Annotated in this window: 16 protein-coding genes; 12 read left to right on the forward strand and 4 right to left on the reverse strand. The window is 66.3% G+C overall.

The window, feature by feature from the left end:
- Nucleotides 1–11: 11 nt before the first annotated feature.
- The 3 genes from ACZYZF_RS18685 to ACZYZF_RS18695 all read right to left on the reverse strand — a co-directional run bounded on the left by ACZYZF_RS18685 (nucleotide 12) and on the right by ACZYZF_RS18695 (nucleotide 3,351).
- Nucleotides 12–1,496 carry a glycosyl hydrolase family 28-related protein gene (locus ACZYZF_RS18685; RefSeq protein WP_463743837.1) on the reverse strand — a complete coding sequence of 495 codons (1,485 nt, stop codon included), beginning with the start codon at nucleotides 1,494–1,496 and terminating at the stop codon, nucleotides 12–14.
- Nucleotides 1,497–1,585: 89 nt separating this feature from the next.
- Nucleotides 1,586–2,716, reverse strand: a complete 1,131-nt coding sequence (locus tag ACZYZF_RS18690; protein WP_463743838.1) for a glycosyltransferase family 4 protein — start codon at nucleotides 2,714–2,716, stop codon at nucleotides 1,586–1,588.
- Between the two features lie 35 nt (nucleotides 2,717–2,751).
- Nucleotides 2,752–3,351, reverse strand: coding sequence for a nitroreductase family protein (locus ACZYZF_RS18695; RefSeq protein WP_463836457.1), 600 nt, complete (start codon nucleotides 3,349–3,351; stop codon nucleotides 2,752–2,754).
- An 87-nt stretch (nucleotides 3,352–3,438) separates the two neighbouring features.
- Here ACZYZF_RS18695 and ACZYZF_RS18700 point away from each other — a divergent pair, with 87 nt between their 5' ends.
- From ACZYZF_RS18700 to egtE, 12 genes are all read left to right on the forward strand, one after another.
- Entirely contained in the window at nucleotides 3,439–4,704 is a 1,266-nt protein-coding gene (locus tag ACZYZF_RS18700) for an aspartate kinase (RefSeq protein ID WP_463743840.1), read from the forward strand.
- 1 nt (nucleotide 4,705) lies between these two features.
- Nucleotides 4,706–5,752, forward strand: a complete 1,047-nt coding sequence (locus ACZYZF_RS18705) for an aspartate-semialdehyde dehydrogenase (RefSeq protein WP_463836458.1) — start codon at nucleotides 4,706–4,708, stop codon at nucleotides 5,750–5,752.
- A gap of 74 nt (nucleotides 5,753–5,826) precedes the next feature.
- Complete coding sequence (locus ACZYZF_RS18710) at nucleotides 5,827–6,894, forward strand: DUF4185 domain-containing protein (RefSeq protein ID WP_463836459.1); 1,068 nt, start codon at nucleotides 5,827–5,829, stop codon at nucleotides 6,892–6,894.
- Nucleotides 6,895–7,077: 183 nt separating this feature from the next.
- Nucleotides 7,078–7,527: a hypothetical protein gene (locus tag ACZYZF_RS18715; RefSeq protein ID WP_463836460.1), complete on the forward strand. Its 450-nt coding sequence runs from the start codon at nucleotides 7,078–7,080 to the stop codon at nucleotides 7,525–7,527.
- Nucleotides 7,528–7,577: 50 nt separating this feature from the next.
- Nucleotides 7,578–8,018, forward strand: coding sequence for a Fur family transcriptional regulator (locus ACZYZF_RS18720; RefSeq protein WP_463743844.1), 441 nt, complete (start codon nucleotides 7,578–7,580; stop codon nucleotides 8,016–8,018).
- Between the two features lie 123 nt (nucleotides 8,019–8,141).
- A complete protein-coding gene (locus tag ACZYZF_RS18725) occupies nucleotides 8,142–8,678 on the forward strand; it encodes an LppU/SCO3897 family protein (RefSeq protein ID WP_463743845.1) in 537 nt (178 codons plus the stop codon).
- Nucleotides 8,679–8,695: 17 nt separating this feature from the next.
- Entirely contained in the window at nucleotides 8,696–9,337 is a 642-nt protein-coding gene (locus tag ACZYZF_RS18730; RefSeq protein WP_463836461.1) for a sensor domain-containing protein, read from the forward strand.
- Between the two features lie 75 nt (nucleotides 9,338–9,412).
- The gene (gene egtA, locus ACZYZF_RS18735; RefSeq protein WP_463836462.1) at nucleotides 9,413–10,684 is read left to right on the forward strand and encodes an ergothioneine biosynthesis glutamate--cysteine ligase EgtA; all 1,272 of its coding nucleotides are present in this window, start codon (nucleotides 9,413–9,415) and stop codon (nucleotides 10,682–10,684) included.
- Entirely contained in the window at nucleotides 10,681–11,970 is a 1,290-nt protein-coding gene (egtB, locus tag ACZYZF_RS18740) for an ergothioneine biosynthesis protein EgtB (RefSeq protein WP_463743848.1), read from the forward strand. Before egtA ends, egtB begins: the two co-directional genes overlap by 4 nt.
- The gene (egtC, locus tag ACZYZF_RS18745; RefSeq protein WP_463836463.1) at nucleotides 11,970–12,665 is read left to right on the forward strand and encodes an ergothioneine biosynthesis protein EgtC; all 696 of its coding nucleotides are present in this window, start codon (nucleotides 11,970–11,972) and stop codon (nucleotides 12,663–12,665) included. Before egtB ends, egtC begins: the two co-directional genes overlap by 1 nt.
- Nucleotides 12,662–13,627 carry an L-histidine N(alpha)-methyltransferase gene (gene egtD / locus ACZYZF_RS18750; RefSeq protein ID WP_463743850.1) on the forward strand — a complete coding sequence of 322 codons (966 nt, stop codon included), beginning with the start codon at nucleotides 12,662–12,664 and terminating at the stop codon, nucleotides 13,625–13,627. The genes egtC and egtD overlap by 4 nt, the downstream gene beginning before the upstream one ends.
- Nucleotides 13,624–14,739 (forward strand): ergothioneine biosynthesis PLP-dependent enzyme EgtE, encoded by a 1,116-nt coding sequence (gene egtE / locus ACZYZF_RS18755; RefSeq protein WP_463836464.1) that lies wholly within the window; start codon nucleotides 13,624–13,626, stop codon nucleotides 14,737–14,739. The genes egtD and egtE overlap by 4 nt, the downstream gene beginning before the upstream one ends.
- A gap of 140 nt (nucleotides 14,740–14,879) precedes the next feature.
- Here the strand turns inward: egtE and ACZYZF_RS18760 are convergent, their stop codons facing one another.
- Nucleotides 14,880–15,563 carry a class I SAM-dependent methyltransferase gene (locus tag ACZYZF_RS18760; protein ID WP_463743852.1) on the reverse strand — a complete coding sequence of 228 codons (684 nt, stop codon included), beginning with the start codon at nucleotides 15,561–15,563 and terminating at the stop codon, nucleotides 14,880–14,882.
- Nucleotides 15,564–15,581: the final 18 nt, after the last annotated feature.

Below are 15,581 nucleotides of genomic sequence, written 5' to 3' on the forward strand. Positions count from 1 at the left end.
GTGGGGACGACCTAGGTCGTGCGCACGTGGTTGACCACAGTGGTCGGATGCACCAAGAGCTTCCTGATGGCGACCGGCTGTGCCGTAACTGTCCGGTCGACAACATTGGCTTGTTTCTTGATCTGTACGGGCGTCCATGACGTGGGCGCCCCTGGCCAACTGACTCGCATCGTGTGGATCGCGCCTTCGCAATTGTCGAAGATCGCGCTCGGCGTCGGAGCGTCGTCGGATTGACCGACCCGGCTGATGGAGAGTTGCAGTGCGGAGATCGTCAGATTGCTCGTGTCGTTCGCGCTGAAGGTGACAATCGGCTGAGAGTGCGTGACCGAGATCTTGCCGAAACTGATGTCTCGGGTGTGGCCCAAGCCGATTCCACCGTTGCCGCCGGTGGTGGACGTAGCGTCCACGACACAGTCGGTCAGTCGGAAGCCGGTGATCGATTGGTCGGTAAGGGACTCGGCCCGCACGGCCCAATTGCTGCAATTGTGGATGCTCGCGTCGACGACGGAAACGCCGAACTCGGTGAATCTGCTGTCGCCGCCAGCCCCTGACCGTGCCAGTACCTGTACGCCCATTTCGCAGTCGGCGATTGTGACTCCCTCAAGTTTCAGGCCGCGGGAAGCCACGTACCGCCAATCGGTGCCGGAGTCGATCTCTGCACTTGAGTCCACTACGACTCCGGCTCCATACGTCTTTCCCCGAACGGTCAGGCCGCGGAGTACCACACCGTTGGCGCCTGCGAATCGAGCGCCGTTGGCGCGTCCGCCGGAAACGGTGACATTTTTGATCGTGAAATCGGTATTTGACCACGCGGTGAGGCCCGGGAAAGCAAACGTCTGTGCTGCGCTGTCGTATGCCGGCTGATCGGAATAGTAGGTGACCAGTGCCAGGCCGTCGTCCCCATTGTCGGTGACCGTATAACCGTCGACATGTCCCCGGCGGCACGCGTTGAAATGCAAACCGTCGGCAGCTGTGTCGTGGACCCGCAGGTCGGTGACGCTGACGTCGGAGACCGCCATGAGGATGACGCCTGCCTGCGGGCTGGACTGGACCTCGCAGTGGGAGATCCGGACGTTGCCAACCGGTGCAGGCGGACCGGTCCAGCCAATGGGCGACGTGTTGTCGACGGGGTATCCGACGATACGGATGCCGTCACCCATCGACCGGGGCGCCTTTGTCGCCCAACGAATCTTTACGTTGCTCAGAGAGATGTGCGACGCCGGACCCTGTATCAGGATTGCGTGGCCTGCTCCCATGCCCTTGTCGTCCAGGTTGTCCATGAGGAGCTCGGCACCGGTATCGAATTTGATCTCTACGTTCGAGATTGCCGAGATGGCAACTGCGGCCGCACCATCGGGATTTGGCTCCGCGAACCGGTAGCGCCCCTTAGGGAAGTACAAGATGCTGCCCGGTCGCACTGCCCGGACAGCGGCCTGGATTGCGGTTGAATCGTCGGTATCGCCGTCACCTTTGGCCCCATAATCACGGACGTTCACCACGGACCGCGCGGCCGACGCCCTCGGTGCCAAACCCGCCATTGCTGTCAGAGCTGGCAGGACGGAGAGGACCGATCGCCTGGGAATGGTCACCGCCCCGTCCCGAGAAGTTCTGCGCAGATGGTTTCCGCCGCGGTGGTGGGCTTGATCTGACACTGCCTGCTGTTCACGTGAGCCCACCCCCGCTCAACCAAACCTGACCTGGCGGTGTCGTCGCGGCAGTATGTGCGGAGAAGCTCAGCCAGTGTTCGGTAGGCGTAGGGGTCGAAGTACTCGGCGCCATCGCCGCAAGTTTCCCGCAACGAAGGGATGCTCGACGCCAAAACGGCTGTGTGGGATGCCATCGCCTCGAGCGGTGGTAGTCCAGCACCCTCGTAAAGGGAGGGCATTACCAATAGATCTGCGCCTGCGACCATCGCCCGTAGCGTCTCGAACTCCAATCTCCCGATCATCTGAACCCGGTCGGCCAGCTCGGTCGCGTAGCCCACAAGGCGCTCGTCGAGGTTTCGGACCGACTCACCTGCGCCTGCGATCACCAGCTTTTGCGGGATCTCCGAGGCGATCTCTCGAAACGCCTCGAACAGGATAGGAAGGTTCTTGTGCCATTTGGCATTGCCGACGAAGAGGATGTACCTGCCCTCCACGGGGGTCAACGCAGCGTCCGAAGAGGTGAGCCAGGCTTCTCCGACCGGGATCGGCGTCACTACCGTCTGCGCTTTCGGCGATACCTCGGCCAAAGCCTTCGCGGTCGCCTGTGACGGTGTGAAGATCTTTCTGCACCTCCGTGCATCCATGGAGATCATCGCGCGCGCGTAGGCGCGGTACGCGAAATTCTTCCCGGAGACACTCTGAGGTTGCAGATGCAAGATGTCGTGAATCGTGACAAATAGTTTCGTATGGCTGTTGCCACGGCCGAGAATTGCAAGTGGAAAGGGGTAGTGCGGTAGCCACAACGCCCTCGGGCGAAGGCTTTTCAAGGCGTGACGCCACACCTGCTGCTCGCCCGCCGAGTACATCCCCGCGTTCGACGGCTTCGCGAATGCCACTGTGGTGCCGCCGTCCAGTGGCGGTTCCTTACCCTCGTCGATGAGCACGCCGAGCGAAAGACCTTGTTGGGCCAGCGTCTTCTCTACGGTCGGCAACTCGGTCCGGATATATGTGCCGATACCGCTCTGATTGATATGTCGGGCGTCGAGCAGTAGGTCGATGTGCTCTGCCATGGATCCAACGGTAGCGTCAATCCTGTACGAATTTGTCAGTCGAGCGGAATTCCCCAACGCGTGCCAAATGTGATCTGCTCCAGCGGCAACCGCTCCCGGGGTCGGCCGTCGCGCTCGGCAATTTCTTCTCCCATTTCGGAATAGTCACCCAACGTCCCCACCGCAACCACGGCAAGCGGTCGCACGCCTTCCGGGATGCCGAACGCTGCCCGGGCGCCCTCGACGTCGAAGCCGGCCATCGGATGGACGACGAGCCCGCGGGACACCGCCTCGACGGTCAGTTGCGCGATCGCCGCTCCGGCGTCGACTGCCGCATATAAGGCCGTCCTCGCATCTTCTCCCTGGTCCGTACACACCAGAACCAGCGCCGAGGCCGCATGGGCGTAGCTGTTGCCGCGCTTGAGCAGGCCGGCCAGTGTGGTGAATGTCTCGTCATCTCTGATCCCGACCACGAACCGCACCGGCTGGCGGTGGCCCCAGCTGGCTGCCCAGCGCGCGGCCTCCAGAAGTGCGGTGAGGTGGTCAGCGTTGATGGAGGCGTCGGGGTCGAAGGCCCGGGGGCTCCAACGGGCCGCGAGGTCGGGGTGGATCGGCACGCTGGTGCTGGCCAGGCGGCCGTTCGGCGTGTCAGGCACATCAGCCAAGCTACCGGCGGGGAAAACCGCGTGCGCGTCTCCCTTATTCTGTGTGGGACTCAATCCAGCTTTCTGAAGGGTTAGACAGTGGCGCTCGTCGTACAGAAGTACGGCGGATCCTCGGTATCGGATGCCGATCGGATCCGCCGCGTGGCCGAGCGCATCGTCGAGACGAAGAAGGCCGGCAACGATGTCGTCGTCGTGGTCTCCGCGATGGGCGATACCACCGACGACCTCCTCGACCTGGCCCGTCAGGTCTCCCCGGCCCCGCCGGCGCGTGAGATGGACATGCTGCTCACCGCGGGTGAGCGCATCTCCAATGCTCTGGTCGCGATGGCCATCGAGTCCCTCGGTGCGCAGGCCCGCTCGTTCACCGGATCGCAGGCCGGCATTGTCACCACAGGCATCCACGGCAACGCCAAGATCATCGACGTCACCCCCGGCCGCCTGCGCGATGCGCTGGACGAGGGCGTCATCGTGCTGGTCGCCGGGTTCCAGGGCGTCAGCCAGGACAGCAAGGACGTCACCACCATGGGCCGCGGCGGCTCCGACACCACCGCCGTCGCGCTGGCCGCCGCCCTCAAAGCCGACGTCTGCGAGATCTACACCGACGTCGACGGAATCTTCACCGCCGACCCGCGCATCGTGCCCAATGCCCGCCACCTCGACACCGTCTCCTTCGAGGAGATGCTCGAGATGGCCGCGTGCGGCGCCAAGGTGCTCATGCTGCGCTGCGTGGAATACGCCCGCCGGTACAACGTTCCGATTCACGTGCGCTCGTCGTACACGGACAAGCCCGGCACCATCGTCAAAGGATCGATCGAGGACATCCCCATGGAAGACGCCCTTCTGACCGGAGTAGCCCACGACCGCGGGGAGGCCAAGGTCACCGTCGTCGGCGTCCCGGACGTGCCCGGCTATGCCGCCAGGGTGTTCCGCGCCGTCGCCGACGCCGACGTGAACATCGACATGGTGCTGCAGAACATCTCCAAGGTGGAGGACGGCAAGACCGACATCACCTTCACCTGCCCCATGGACAACGGGCCTGGCGCGGTGCAGAAGCTGACCTCGTTGCAGGACGAAATCGGGTTCAGCCAGGTGCTGTACGACGACCACATCGGCAAGGTGTCGCTGGTCGGCGCGGGCATGCGCAGCCATCCCGGCGTCACCGCGAAGTTCTGTGAGGCGCTGGCCGAGGTCGGCGTCAACATCGACCTGATCTCCACGTCGGAGATCCGCATCTCGGTGCTGGTGAAGGACACGGATCTCGACACCGCTGTCTCCGCCCTGCATGACGCGTTCGACTTGGGCGGCGACGACGAGGCCGTGGTCTACGGCGGAACGGGGCGCTGAGATGGTTTCGAGCGGTCCGCGAATAGGGATTGTCGGTGCCACCGGCCAGGTCGGCCAGGTCATGCGCGCCCTGTTGGAGCAGCGGAACTTCCCGGCCAGCTCGGTCCGGTTCTTCGCTTCAGCCCGTTCCGAGGGCAAGAAGCTGACGTTCCGCGGCCAGGAGATCGAGGTCGAGAACAGCGAGACCGCCGACCCGTCGGGTCTCGACATCGCCCTGTTCTCCGCCGGTGCGACGATGTCGCGCGTGCAGGCCCCGCGGTTCGCCGCGGCGGGCGCCGTCGTCGTCGACAACTCGTCGGCCTGGCGCAAGGACCCCGAGGTACCCCTCGTCGTCAGCGAGGTCAACTTCAAGCGCGACGGCGGCAACCGGCCTAAAGGCATCATCGCCAACCCGAACTGCACCACCATGGCCGCGATGCCGGTGCTCAAGCCGCTGCACGAGGAGGCCGGGCTGACCCGGTTGATCGTGTCGAGCTATCAGGCGGTGTCGGGCAGTGGGCTGGCCGGTGTCGAGGAGCTCGCGTCGCAGACCCGCGCGGTGGTCGACGGTGCCGAGCAGCTGGTGCATGACGGCTCGGCTCTGCAGTACCCGCAGCCGGTGAAATACGTCGCGCCCATTGCGTTCAACGTGATCCCGCTGGCCGGTTCACTGGTCGACGACGGCTCCGGCGAGACCGACGAGGACCAGAAGCTGCGCAACGAGAGCCGCAAGATTCTCGGCATCCCCGAGCTCTTGGTCAGCGGTACCTGTGTGCGGGTTCCGGTGTTCACCGGACACTCGCTGTCGATCAATGCCGAGTTCGCTCAGCCGCTTTCGGTCGAGCGCGCCAAGGCACTGTTGGGCGCTGCGCCGGGTGTGAAGCTGGTCGATGTTCCGACCCCGTTGGCCGCCGCCGGTATCGACGAGTCCCTGGTCGGCCGGATCCGGCAAGACCCGGGTGTGCCCGAGGGGCGTGGCCTGGCATTGTTCGTGTCCGGCGACAACCTGCGAAAAGGTGCTGCGCTGAACACGATTCAAATCGCCGAGTTGCTGGCCGCCGAGCTCTAAGCGTCGCCTTGCGCCGAAACCGCATTCCAGCAGGCGTTCTCTCGATCTTTCTCTGCTGGAATGCCATTTCGGCGATGCCGGCAGCAGGTGCAACCCCGGGCTTCGGGGATCTCGTCGTGCCGCCGCTGGCTCCGGGTCAGGTGTTGCGGATCGGCCCGAGTGCCGGAACCGGTACGCCCACCCGTGATTACGGTATCGGCGCGACGGATCTGTGTGAGTTCATGGAGTTCCCCAGCCGGGTGCTCCAGGTGTGCGGTGACAGCTTCGCGGGACAGGCCGTGGGCTTCGGCGGCTGGCACTCGCCGGTAGCGCTGCACGTCGATGCCGATTCGATCGAGGATGCCGGCGGCGTGCGCTACCGGGGCGTTACCGGGGTGGACAAACCGCTGCTGGCCGACGCCGCGCCGGCCGGTTCGTCGCAGTTGCCTGCCGGCGTGATCTCAATTAACCGCGAGAACTACATGTTGGTGACCACCACCAAGGATCTCCGGCCGCAGAGCTCCCGATTGGTGAAAGCCGATGCGGCCCGGCCGAATTGGCCTACGGTGCCCGGTTCGGTACGTGATGCCAAGTACCAGGGCGGGGCCCAGACGCAGATCACCGGTTACTACGACCCGGTCCCGGCGCCGGACTCACCGAGCGGGTGGGTGTACATCGTGGCCAACAATTTCGACCGCAGCGGTCCGCCTTTCCTGTACCGGGCCAGCCCGAAGACCTTCACCGACCGTGCGAGCTGGCAGGGTTGGTCGTCGGCGGGTGGCTGGGGCAAGCCCCCGACCGCGTTGTTCTCCGACCGGGTGGGCGAGATGAGCATCCGCCAGATCGATGGCAAGCCGGTGCTGTCCTACTTCAACGCCACCAACGGAAACATGGAGGTGCGGGTCGCCTACGACCCCACGGGTTTGGGCACCGCACCCGTAACCACAGTGGTGTTCGCCAGCGCCTGGCCTGACCCTGTCGACGCGTTGCCCCCGCCGGAGATCAACGAGTTGGCCCAGCCCTACGGCGGCTACATCTCACCGGGATCCACGCTGGATCAGGTCAGGGTCTTCATCAGCCAGTGGAACACCATGGCCCGCGGCGGCACCCCGTACCGCGTGATCCAGTACGCGGTGAATCCGTTCAAGCCTTGGGAGCAGTAGCCGGGGCACGCTTGGCACGCCTTACGCCGTTTTCTACCGTGGGGCTGTGGTTCGTGCGTCCGCGCAGCCGTGGTGTGGAAAGCGGCGGCGCGGACCCACCTGAGCAGTAGCTCCCGGGACTTTCAAAGCTGATTCACAGCCAATTCTTGATCTGCACCTCAGCAGTGCTCGCATGCTCGTGACATGACTGAAACACCTTCCGATCCCGCGACCGAACCAGTCGCGGCAGCGCCGGCGACCGTGGTCGTCCCTCCCGCCCCGCCCGCCGAGAACAAGCCGAGCCGGCTCATGCAAGCGCTCGCGTGGGTGGGCATTGCCGCCGGCAGCGTTTTCATCGTCGCTGTCGTCTTCGGCACCGGCTTCTTCCTAGGCGCACATTCCGGCGGTGGCGATGGTCATCACCATCGCGGCGGCCATGACCGTGGCGGCATGATGATGTTCCACCACGGTGGACCCGGAGGTGGTCCGGGGCAGATGGGGCCGCGCCACGGCATGATGCCGCCGTGGGGTCCGGGTGGCCCCGGCGGGTTCGGTCCGGGTGGACAGGGTGGTCCCGGTGGCCCCGGTGGTCCGGGTAGCGGCTCTGAGCGTCCTGAGACCCCGCCGACACCGGCATCGCCTGCGCGACCATAATCACAGCCCACTCTTTTGGACTGACTCCAAAGAGCGCGCATACTGGAGCCGTGACCACGGTGCATCAACACGACCCCAAGGCCCTGTTGCGGGCTGCTGGGCTGCGCGTGACTGCACCGCGGGTCGCGGTTCTCCAGGCGCTGGCCGACCATCCGCATTCGACTGCAGACGATGTGGCCGGGCTGGCCCGCGAGAACCTCGGTTCGGTGTCGACCCAGGCGGTCTACGACGTCCTGCGGGCCTGCGTCAACGCGGGCCTGGTCCGTCGGATCGAACCGGCCGGTTCCTCGGCACGTTATGAGACGCGCGCCGGCGACAATCATCATCACCTGGTTTGCCGGGTGTGTGGTGTGGTTGCCGATGTCGACTGCGCGGTGGGGGAGGCGCCCTGCCTGGAGCCGTCTGACCTGGCCGGTTTCGCCGTCGATGAGGCGGAGGTCGTGTTCTGGGGAATCTGTGCCGATTGCCAGAAGGCCGCCGTCACCACATAAGACCACTCTGCAGCCCAACGGACGCCCCGGCCACCTCCCCTTGTGGCCGGGGCGCCTTGGTATTCGGCGGTATTCGGCCAAGCGCTGGGCAGGCGACTGGGAATCGTGAGATTCTCGCTAACCATGACGCGCAATCGGCTGGTGGTGGTTGCCGCGCTGGTCGCGGTGCCGGTGCTGGCCGCCGGCTGCGGTGCGGGCGCCGAATCCGAACCCGAGCGCGGCGCGGCCATGGTCTTCGCTGTGGGTGATTGCGTGAGTGTCCCGGCCACCACACCAGCAGCCCCCGAAGTGACCCGGGCCGGCAAGGTGTCCTGCAACGTCGACCCCAGCTACACCGTCGGGGCCATCGCCGACGGCACCGGGGCCTGCCCGAGCGCCGAGTATCAGCATCTGCCTGCCGAACTCGCCGACCCGTCGACCGCGCGGCTGTGTCTGGTTCCCAATCTGGTGGCCAATCACTGTTATGAACTCGGCATGCCCGCGGGCGTGGTGGAGCTGGCTGATTGCGCGGTGCGCTCCGACCGTGGCCCGGGTGTGATGGTCGAGGTGACCAGGCGTCTCGACGTGCGGGACGGTTCGGCCTGTCCCGCCGAAACCGGGCACTACGCCTGGCCTTATCCGTCGCCGGCGCGAACCTACTGCACGCGCACGGTTCACTAACTGGCATGATCGAGGCCATGCGTGCCCTGACTGTCGGTTTCGGGCTGGCCGGTCTCGCGCTGGCATTGGCTGCACCTGCTGGTGCGCGTCCCTCGGATCCTGGTGTGGTGTCTTATGCCGTCATGCCGAAGGGTTCGGTGGGCAACATCATCGGTGCCCCGATGACGTGGGAGTCCGAGTTCACCGTCCCCTTCCAAGGCTTCTCGGTCGAGAACCCGGTGTGCAACAACTGGGCCGATATCGGCCTGCCCGAGGTGTACAACGATCCGGATCTCGCCTCGTTCAACGGCGCCACCACGCAGACGGCGGGTGACGACCAGAGCCATTACGTCAAGCAGGCTGTCGGGGTGTTCGCCACACCGGAGGCCGCGGACCGCGCGTTCCATCGGGTGGTGGACCGCACCAACGGGTGCTCGGGCCAGACCACCGCGATGCACCTGGACAACTTCGTCACCCAGGTGTGGACCTTCACCGGCGGCCCGGCGAGCGCCACCGACGCCGATTGGGTGAAACAGGAAGCCGGCACGGACCGTCGCTGTTTCAACACCACCCGCAAACGGGAAAACGTCCTGCTACAAGCCAAGGTATGCCAGTCCGGCAACGCCGGCCCCGCGGTCAATGTCCTTGCCGGTGCCATGCAGAACACCTTGGGGCAGTAGAAGTTGTCGGTGCTATCTGGATGATGGAACACAACCGAGCCGTTTGAGACGGTGACGTCCGGGAGGGTGGTGGCCATGGCAGAACCCGTCAGGGCTGGTCCCGCTCGGCTCACTCCCGTCGAGTTCACCAGTGCCGAACAGGCCGCTGACTTCATCGAAGCCTGCTGTCTGGACGACGTACCGGTCGGGCAGGTGGGTCTGGAGATCGAGGCGCATTGTTTCGACGTCGAGGATCCGCTGCGGCGCCCGGGCTGGGATGAGCTCTCCGAGGTCATCGCTTCGATTCCCGCGCTGCCCGGTGGCAGTCGCATCACCGTCGAGCCGGGCGGTGCGATCGAACTGTCCGGACCGCCTGCCGACGGCCCCTCGGCAGCGATCACCGGCCTGCTGGCCGACCGAGCCGTGCTGCGTTCGGAGTTCGAACACCGCGGTCTGGGCCTGGTCCTGCTGGGCGCCGATCCGGTACGGCCCACCCAACGGGTCAACCCCGGCCCGCGCTATGAGGCCATGGAGCAGTTCTTCGCGGCCAGCGGATCGGCCGAGGCGGGCGCTGCGATGATGACGTCGACCGCGTCGGTTCAGGTCAACCTCGACGCCGGCCCGCGGGACGGCTGGGCTCAGCGGGTACGGCTGGCCCACGCGCTAGGTCCGACGATGATCGCCATCACCGCGAACTCGCCGATGCTCGGCGGACAGTTCACCGGCTGGCAGTCCTCTCGGCAGCGGGTGTGGGGGCAGCTGGATTCCGCGCGCTGCGGGCCGATCCTCGGCGCCGACGGCGATGATCCGGTCAGTGACTGGGCGCGCTATGCGCTGCGGGCGCCGGTGATGCTCGTCAACACCCCGGATGCCGTCCCGGTGACCAACTGGGTCCCGTTCGCCGACTGGGCCGACGGACGCGCGGTGCTCGGCGGCCGCCGTCCCACCGAAGCGGACCTCGAGTATCACCTGACCACGTTGTTCCCGCCGGTGCGGCCGCGGCGCTGGCTGGAGATCCGCTATCTCGACAGCGTGCCGGACGCCTTGTGGCCCGCCGTGGTGTTCACGCTGACCACTCTCCTCGACGATCCGGGGGCCGCCGCGATCGCGACCGAGGCGACGGCGCCGGTGGCCACCGCATGGGACCGGGCCGCCCGCATCGGACTGGCCGATCGCCGGCTGCAGGAATCGGCGGTCGCATGTGTGTCGGCCGCGGCGCAGCGGGCCCCGGCGGGGTTGGCGGAATCGATGGCGCAGCTGACGCGTTCGGTCCAGGAGGGACGCTGCCCGGCCGACGATTTCGCCGATCGGGTGGTGGCTCACGGAATCGCTTCTGCGATGGGCCTACTGGTGAAGGGTGAGCTTTGACCACACGCGAGGCGCTGGCTCAGCAGCTCACCAGAGCGCGGGAACGCACCCTGCGCCTGGTCGACTTCGACGATGCCGAACTGCATCGCCAGTACAGCCCGTTGATGAGCCCGTTGGTCTGGGATCTCGCCCACATCGGTCAGCAGGAGGAGTTGTGGCTGCTGCGGGGCGGCAACGCGGACCGTCCGGGCATGCTGGCCCCGGAGGTGGACCGGCTCTACGACGCCTTCGTGCACTCCCGCGCCAGCCGCGTCGAACTTCCGCTGCTGCCACCGACAGACGCACGAACCTATTGCGCGACGGTCAGATCGCGTGCACTCGACGCGCTCGATTCCCTGGACGCCGATGACTCCGGGTTCAACTTCGGTCTGGTGATCAGCCATGAGAACCAGCACGACGAGACCATGCTGCAGGCACTGAACCTGCGGTCCGGGCCGCCGCTGCTCGACGCCGGCAGCGCGTTGCCCACCGGCCGGCCCGGGCTGGCCGGCACCTCGGTGCTGATCCCGGGCGGGCCGTTCGTGCTCGGCGTCGACGAACTGACGGAACCGCATTCACTGGACAACGAGCGTCCGGCGCATATCGTCCAGCTGCCTCCCTTCTATATCGGGCGCGTCCCGGTCACCAATGCCGAATGGCGCGAATTCATCGACGACGGCGGCTATCAGCAGCCCCGTTGGTGGTCTTCGCGCGGGTGGGCGCATCGCCAGGAGGCCGGTCTGACCGCACCTCAGTTCTGGGGCCCCGACGGCACCCGTACCAGGTTCGGCCACATCGAGACCATCCCGGCCGACGAACCGGTCCAGCACGTCACCTTCTTCGAGGCCGAGGCGTACGCCGCCTGGGCCGGAGCCCGGCTGCCCACCGAAGTCGAATGGGAGAAGGCCTGCGCCTGGGATCCGGTGGCCGGAGCCCGTCGCCGGTTCCCGTGGGGCACTTCCGAACCCACCGAGGCGCTGGCCAACCTCGGGGGTGAGGCGCGTCGGCCCGCTCCGGTGGGGGCGTATCCGGCCGGCGCGTCAGCCTACGGCGTCGAGCAGATGTTGGGCGATGTCTGGGAGTGGACCACGTCGCCGCTGCGGCCGTGGCCAGGCTTCACCCCGATGGTCTATGACCGCTACACCGAGCCCTTCTTCGACGGCAATGGGGCCGGCGACTACCGGGTGCTGCGCGGCGGTGCGTGGGCGGTGTCCGCCGATATCCTGCGACCGAGCTTCCGCAACTGGGACCATCCGATCCGGCGGCAGATTTTCTCGGGTGTACGCCTGGCCTGGGATGCTCTCTGATGTGCCGGCATATCGGGTGGCTGGGCGCGCCGCGATCGGTGGCCTCGCTGGTGTTGGATCCGCCGCAGGGCCTCCTGGTGCAGTCGTATGCACCGCGTCGGCAGAAGCACGGGTTGATGAACGCCGACGGTTGGGGTGCAGGGTTTTTCTCGCCTGACGGTGTGGCGCGTCGGTGGCGCAGTGACAAACCGCTGTGGGGTGACGCGTCGTTCGCCTCGGTGGCGCCGGCGTTGAGCAGTGGATGCGTGGTCGCGGCCGTGCGTTCGGCGACCATCGGCATGCCGATCGAACCCTCGGCCTCGGCGCCGTTCACCGACGGGCAATGGCTGCTGTCGCACAACGGAGTGGTGGACCGTGCGGTTCTGCCGCTGACCGGGGAGGCCGAATCCGTCGTGGACAGCGCGGTGCTGGCGGCGCTGATCTTCGCCCGGGGCCTGGATGCGCTGGGGCAGACGATTGCCGAAGTCGGCGCGCTGGATCCGAATGCCCGGCTGAACATCTTGGCCGCCAACGGTTCTCGATTGGTGGCCACCACCTGGGGCGATACCCTGTCGATGCTGCAACTGCCGGACGGCGTCGTGCTCGCGAGCGAACCCTACGACGACGATCCCGGCTGGTCCGACATCCCGGACCGCCACCTGGTGCACGTCTCTGACTCGCATGTCGAGCTCACCCCACTGAAAGGTTCGGTATGACGCTCAGCCTGTCCAACTATCTGGCCGCCGATTCGGCGGCCACCGCGCTGCGCCGCGATGTGCGCGACGGGCTGGCGCAGTCGCCGAAGATGCTGCCGCCCAAGTGGTTCTACGATTCGGTGGGCAGCGACCTGTTCGACCAGATCACCCGGCTGCCCGAGTACTACCCGACGCGCACGGAGGCGCAGATCCTGCGAGACCGCTCTTCGGAGATCACCGCGGCCGCCGGGGCGGACACTCTCGTCGAGCTGGGTAGCGGCACCTCGGAGAAGACCAGGATGCTGCTCGACGCGATGCGCGACGGCGGGCAGTTGAGTCGCTTCATCCCGTTCGACGTCGACGCCGGTGTGTTGCGGGCTGCCGGCGATGCCATCGGTCAGGAGTATCCGGGAATCGAAATCGATGCGGTGTGTGGTGATTTCGAAGAACACCTGGGCAAGATTCCGCCGGTCGGGCGCCGCCTGGTGGCGTTCCTCGGTTCGACGATCGGCAATCTGACGCCCGGTCCGCGGGCTGATTTCCTCGCATCGCTGGCCGAGACCCTGCAGCCCGGTGACAGCGTGCTGTTGGGCACCGACCTGGTCAAGGACGCCGACCGGTTGGTCCGCGCCTACGACGACAGTGCAGGCGTCACCGCGGCGTTCAACCGCAATGTGTTGTCGGTGGTGAACCGCGAGCTCGACGCCGATTTCGACCTCGACGCCTTCGAGCATGTCGCGAAGTGGAATGCCGACGAGGAACGCATCGAGATGTGGCTACGGGCAGACGCGCCACAACAGGTCAGGATCTCCGGCTTGGATCTCGACGTCGCATTCGACGCCGGTGAGGAGATGCTGACCGAGGTGTCCTGCAAATTCCGGGCTGACGGAGTTGCCGATGAACTGGCGAAAGCCGGTTTGCGGCAGACTCATTGGTGGACCGATGAAGCCGGTGACTTCGGCTTGTCGCTGGCGGTGAAATGAGCCTCGCCCAGCAGTGGGCCGAAGCCCGCCCCAAGGTCGCCGGCCTGCATTTCGACAGCGGTGCCTGCTCGCGGCAGAGCCTTGCGGTCATCGATGCCGTCGCCGCGCATGCTCGCCATGAGGCCGAAGTCGGCGGGTATGTGGCCGCCGAAGCGGCTGCACCTGTGCTCGCGGCGGGGCGGGCAGCGGTCGCGGCACTGACCGGACTCGACGCCGCCGATGTGGTGTACACGTCGGGTTCCAACCACTCATTGGACTTGCTGCTCGGCAGTTGGCCGGGGGAGCGCACCCTTGCCTGCCTGCCCGGCGAGTTCGGGCCGAACCTCGCGGTCATGGCCGCCAACGGTTTCCAGGTGCGTGCGTTGCCCGTCGACGGGGACGGCCGCGTTGATGTCGACACGGCGGCCCGCCAGTTCGCCTCTGATTCACCAGCTTTGGTGCACTTCACGGCGCTGGCCAGCCATCGCGGGGTGGCCCAGCCGTTGGCCGCGATGGTCGCGGTCTGCCGCGCGGCGGGCGTTCCTATCGTGGTGGATGCCGCGCAGGCGTTCGGGCATCTGGACTGCAACGTCGGTGCCGATGCGATCTACTCGTCGTCGCGCAAGTGGCTGGCCGGACCGCGCGGCGTGGGATTCCTCGCGGTGGCGCCGGAACTGGTTGCGCGGCTGCAGCGGCGGGTGCCGCCGGCGTCGTGGGACGTGCCGGTGACGGTGCTGCAGAGCTTCGAACACGGTGAGCACAATGCCGCGACCCGCATCGGCTACTCGGTTGCTCTGGGAGAACATCTGGCAGCTGGGCCGGAACTCGTCCGGGGTCGGCTTGCCGAGGTGGGTCGCGCGGCGCGGCAGGTGTTGGCCGGGGTGCCGGGATGGCGGGTCGTGGAACCCGTCGATGAGCCCACCGCGATCACTACTTTGGAACCCACTGCCGGCGCCGACCCTGCGGCGGTACGGGCCTGGTTGATCGCCGAACGCGGAATCGTCACCACCGCATGCGAACTCGCGCGGGCACCGTTCGAGATGACCAAGCCGGTGCTGCGGATCTCACCGCACGTCGACACGACTGCCGAGGATTTGGAGCAGTTCGCCGTGGTGCTGCGGGACGTGCCTTAGAGTCGCGTCGTGATGACGGCCTGATGGTTCCGTCAGATATCGCGAATCGGCGGCAAGCTCCGCGTGAGTAACGCTGTGGCGATTCTGGGCGCGGATCTCCGCCAGTGCGTTACTCACGCGAACACCAAAGGGTGGTGGCCTCAGCCTGCCTTGTGCGCAGTCAGCAGGAATGCCGGGAATTTGATCCGGCCCTTGTCATCGAGGTCGTGTTCGGGCAACTCGAAGGGGACATCGGCGGGCAGTGCCATGGCATTGGCGTGGATGAAGGCCGGCCGGATGTCGTCGACCTCCCAGTACTTCGATACCGCGGCGCGCAACTCTTCTTCGGACACCTCGTTGGGCTTGGTCTCCAACTCGGCCGGGAACGCGCCCTTGGCGAACACCAGCACGTAGTAGTGCGCACCCGGCGCGGAGGCTCGGCGAATCGACTGCAGGTATCCGTCACGGCCTTCGACCGGAAGGGAGTGGAACAGGGTCGAATCCACAACGGTGTTGAAGCGGCCGTCGTAGCCCGTGAACGAGGTGATGTCGGCCTGGGCGAAACTGGCCGTCGACAGCCCGCGCACCTGCGCGGCATTGTTGGCCGCGGCGATCGCTGTCGGGCTCAGATCGAGCCCGACGACGGTGTATCCGTCGGACGCCAGTGCCAGTGACAGCTCGGCATGCCCGCAGCCCGCGTCGAGGACATCGCTCTCGAACTTTCCGGCCCGGTGCAGCGCCGCAAGCTCGGGTTGTGGCTCACCGATATTCCACGGCGGCTGACCCTCGAAACCTGCTTCCCCCTTGTACGCGCCGTCCCAGTCCAGAACCTGTTCAGATGACATGATTCCAACGTACGCGTC

It is taken from the genome of Mycobacterium sp. IDUB_24 (assembly GCF_055419385.1).

What these genes read in the sequence shown, in the direction of transcription:
- ACZYZF_RS18690 (WP_463743838.1), bottom strand. Translation starts at nt 2,716, where the DNA reads ATGGCAGAGCACATCGACCTACTGCTCGACGCCCGACATATCAATCAG.
- ACZYZF_RS18705 (WP_463836458.1), top strand. Translation starts at nt 4,706, where the DNA reads ATGGTTTCGAGCGGTCCGCGAATAGGGATTGTCGGTGCCACCGGCCAG.
- ACZYZF_RS18710 (WP_463836459.1), top strand. Translation starts at nt 5,827, where the DNA reads ATGCCGGCAGCAGGTGCAACCCCGGGCTTCGGGGATCTCGTCGTGCCG.
- ACZYZF_RS18715 (WP_463836460.1), top strand. Translation starts at nt 7,078, where the DNA reads ATGACTGAAACACCTTCCGATCCCGCGACCGAACCAGTCGCGGCAGCG.
- ACZYZF_RS18725 (WP_463743845.1), top strand. Translation starts at nt 8,142, where the DNA reads ATGACGCGCAATCGGCTGGTGGTGGTTGCCGCGCTGGTCGCGGTGCCG.
- ACZYZF_RS18730 (WP_463836461.1), top strand. Translation starts at nt 8,696, where the DNA reads ATGCGTGCCCTGACTGTCGGTTTCGGGCTGGCCGGTCTCGCGCTGGCA.
- egtA (WP_463836462.1), top strand. Translation starts at nt 9,413, where the DNA reads ATGGCAGAACCCGTCAGGGCTGGTCCCGCTCGGCTCACTCCCGTCGAG.
- egtC (WP_463836463.1), top strand. Translation starts at nt 11,970, where the DNA reads ATGTGCCGGCATATCGGGTGGCTGGGCGCGCCGCGATCGGTGGCCTCG.
- egtD (WP_463743850.1), top strand. Translation starts at nt 12,662, where the DNA reads ATGACGCTCAGCCTGTCCAACTATCTGGCCGCCGATTCGGCGGCCACC.
- egtE (WP_463836464.1), top strand. Translation starts at nt 13,624, where the DNA reads ATGAGCCTCGCCCAGCAGTGGGCCGAAGCCCGCCCCAAGGTCGCCGGC.
- ACZYZF_RS18760 (WP_463743852.1), bottom strand. Translation starts at nt 15,563, where the DNA reads ATGTCATCTGAACAGGTTCTGGACTGGGACGGCGCGTACAAGGGGGAA.